The sequence below is a fragment of the Streptomyces sp. CA2R106 genome (genome assembly GCF_037034245.1).
Classification (GTDB): domain Bacteria; phylum Actinomycetota; class Actinomycetes; order Streptomycetales; family Streptomycetaceae; genus Actinacidiphila.
Window position 1 is genome coordinate 1 of record NZ_JBAGKC010000086.1, and the last position, 3,670, is coordinate 3,670.

At 69.4% G+C, this 3,670-nt stretch carries 1 protein-coding gene; it reads right to left on the reverse strand.

All coding sequences use genetic code 11. From position 1 onward, the window contains the following. Positions 1-3,516 (reverse strand): SDR family NAD(P)-dependent oxidoreductase (locus WA788_RS35080; RefSeq protein ID WP_335984436.1); only part of this gene is annotated, 3,516 nt, incomplete at its 3' end. Positions 3,517-3,670: the final 154 nt, after the last annotated feature.

Sequence of the window (3,670 nt, forward strand, 5' to 3'; positions counted from 1 at the left end):
GCCTGTGTCGGTCCCTTTCAGCGACCCCGGGGCTATGCCCGCGTCCTCCAACGCCTCCCAGCACGTCTCCAGCAGCACCCGCTGCTGCGGATCCATCCCCAACGCCTCACGCGGACTGATCCCGAAAAACTCCGCATCGAACCCACCCGCACCCTCCAAGAACCCACCCACCGGCGCGTAGGCAGCCCCCTCATCACCAGACCCGAACAGGCCCGACGTATCCCAGCCACGGTTCACCGGGAACCCCGACATCGCATCAGAGCCCCCCGCAACCAACCGCCAGAAACCCTCCGGATCCTCCACCCCACCCGGGAACCGACAACCCATCCCCACAATCGCCACCGGCTCATCCACCCCGACACGAACCACCGGCACAGCGCTTTCCCCGACTACCCCGTCGGCCCCGCACGCCTCTGCAACCAGATACCGGGCGAGTTCCAGAGGGACGGGATAGTCGAAGACCAAGGTGGCGGGAAGACTCAATCCGGTCTCCGCAACCAGCCGGTTGCGGAGCTCCAGCGCGGTCAGCGAGTCGATGCCCATGTCACGGAACGCCCGCTCGGAGTCGATCTCAGCCGGGCTGGCATGACCAAGCACAACAGCGGTGGCCTCCTGAACGGTCCGCAGGACTTCCTGCTCACGCTCGACGGGAGAGAGCGGGGCCAACCGAGCCGCCAAGCCACCTACGTCCGCGGCCACGGCTGCCGTCGGGCGTGCGGAGACACCACCGGCAGCCAAGCCGCGCAGCAGTGCGGGCACCGGCCGACCTCCACGAGACAGCCCCGTCAGCTCCAGGCGGGCCGGGACCGCCAACGGCGCACCCCACGCGGAAGCAGCCTCGAACAACGCCAAACCCTGCTCCGTCGTCAACGGCTGAACACCGCCGCGACGCAGACGAGACATACCGGCGCCATCCAGATGCCCGGTCATCTCCGAGGCCTGTTCCCACAGCCCCCACGCCAACGACTGACCAGCCAGATGCCGATCCCGGCGATAGACCGCCAGGGCGTCCAGGAACGCGTTCGCCGCCGCGTAACTGCCCTGCCCTGCGCTGCCCATGACCGCCGCAGCCGAGGAGTACAACACGAACCCGGCCAAGCCCGCGTCCTCGGTCAACTCATGAAGATTCCACGCCGCATCAGCCTTCGCCGACAGCACCGGCAGCATCCGCTGCGGCGTCAGTGACTCCACCGTCGCGTCATCGATCACCCCGGCGGCATGCACCACCGCCGTCAACGGACGCTCCACCGCAACCTTGGCCAGCACCGAGGCGAGGGCATCCCGCTCGCCGGCATCACCAGCCACCACTCGGACGTCCGCGCCCAGCTCAGCCAGCTCCGCGACCAGACGCGCCGCGCCCTGTGCGGCCGGGCCGCGTCGCGACACCAACACCAGATGCCGCATACCGCGGACGGTGACCAGGTGCCGGGCCAGTTCCCCACCCAGGGTCCCCGTCCCACCCGTGACCAGGACGGTGCCGTTTGGGTCCCACTGGGCGGGGACGTTCAGCACGACCTTGCCGATGTGTCGGGCAGCTTGCAGATGACGCAATGCCGCGACCGCCTGCGACAACTCGAAACACGTCACCGGCGGCGGCTTCAGCGCCCCGGCCTCGAACATCACCCCGAGCTCAGCGAACATCTCCCCGACCCGGTCCAGACCAGGGTCCATCAGGTCGAACGCTCGGTAGACCACTCCCGGGTATGCCTGGGCGACCTGCTCGGCATCACGGATATCGGTCTTGCCCATCTCGACGAACCGCCCACCACGCGGCAACAACCGCAACGACGCGTCCGTGAACTCCCCCGCCAAGGCGTTGACGACCACGTCCATGCCCGCACCACCGGTCACGCCCAGGAACCGCTCACAGAACGCCAGATCCCGCGTCGACGCGATGTGGTTCTCCTCGATGCCCATCGCCAGCAATGCGGCCTGCTTCGCCGGGCTGGCGGTGGCGAAGACCTCAAGCCCCCATTCCTGGGCCAGCTGCACGGCAGCCGTGCCCACACCGCCGGTCCCGGCATGGATCAGCACCCGTTCCCCCGGACGGACCTGGGCCAGATCCCGCAGCGCATAAAACGCCGTCAAGAACCCCACCGGCACGGATGCGGCCTCCTGGAACGACCACCCCTGCGGCACCGCAGCCACCAGCCGACTGTCCACCACCCCCACCGGCCCCCACCCCGGCACCAAACCCATCACCGACTCACCCACAACCAGACCATCCACCCCGGGACCGGTCTCCAGCACCACCCCCGCGCCTTCCCCGCCCAGCACTCGACCGTCCGCAACCATCCCCAGGCCGGCAACCACATCGCGGAAGTTCACACCCGCCGCCCGCAGACCCACCCGCACCTGCCCCGGCAACAACGCCACGCCCGCCTCAGGAGCATCGACCACCGCCGCACTGCCCAGATCACCCGGCTCCGCCACCTCCACCCGCCAACCCGAACCACCAGGCAACAGCAACTCACCCGACGCACCCACCCGGACCAGCCGACGCCCGAACACCACCACGGTCCCGCCGTCAGCAGTAGCGGGACGGATGCGGACCTCAGGCTCATCAGCACCCAGCACCGCAGCCAGCACGGTGTCCACGTCGGCATCGTTGGCAGAGTCCAGGTCAGCCGCCGGGTCGACGTCGACCAACAGCACACGCCCCGGATGCTCCGACTGCGCCGAACGCACCAAACCCACCACCGCCGCGCCCGCCAGGTCCTGCCCGATAGCCGCGCCCTGGGTCCAGACCACCAACCGCGCATTGTCCGTCTCGGGATCGGCCAGCCACTCCTGCACCCAACCCAACACCGTCGCAGCAGCCAACTGAGCCACCTCCGGCGCCGACATCCCCGACGGGGCAGCCGGCACTGGCGCCACCACCACCGGAGCCACCTCGGCCCCGACCGACTCACCATGCCGCACCCACTGCACAACGGCTGTGTCAGAGTCCTGCGGGGCAGGCAGCGGAACCCAGTCCACCGTGAACAACGACTGCCGCACCTGCCGGCCAGCCCCGGTGAACTGACCAGCCGACGCCTCACGCAACGCCAGCGACCGTGCTTGCAGGACGGGTTCACCGACAGCATCGAAAGCCGTGACCGAGACCCCGCCCGACCCGGGCGCCAGCACCACCCGCAGGTGGCGGGCACCGCCCGCCAGCAAACGCACCCCCGACCACACAAACGGCAACCCCGTCCCCCCACCATTGCCGTTGCTACCACCGGCAGCCAGAAGACCGTGCAGAGCGGCATCAAGCAGAGCGGGATGCAGACCAAACCCCGCAACATCCGCATCCGCGCTCTGGGGCAGCTCCACCTCGGCATAGACCGTGTCCCCGGCCCTCCACACCTGCCGCAGCCCCTGGAACGCCGGACCGTAACCGTAACCCTGCCGAGCCAACCTGTCGTAGGCATCGTCGACCGGAACCGCCACCGCACCCGCCGGAGGCCACACGGACAGCCGATCCGGGACAGGCTCACCGTCAGCCGGGGCCAACTCGCCCACCGCGTGCCGCACCCACTCGCCCTCCCCCTCACGAGAGGAGACCGTGACCGTTCGCGGACCGTCGCCGTCACCGACACGGACCTGCAACTGGACGCCGCCAGAGGTGGGAAGGACCAGGGGCTCCTGGAGCGTCAGTTCCTCCAGGACACCGCACCCGGCCAGGTCG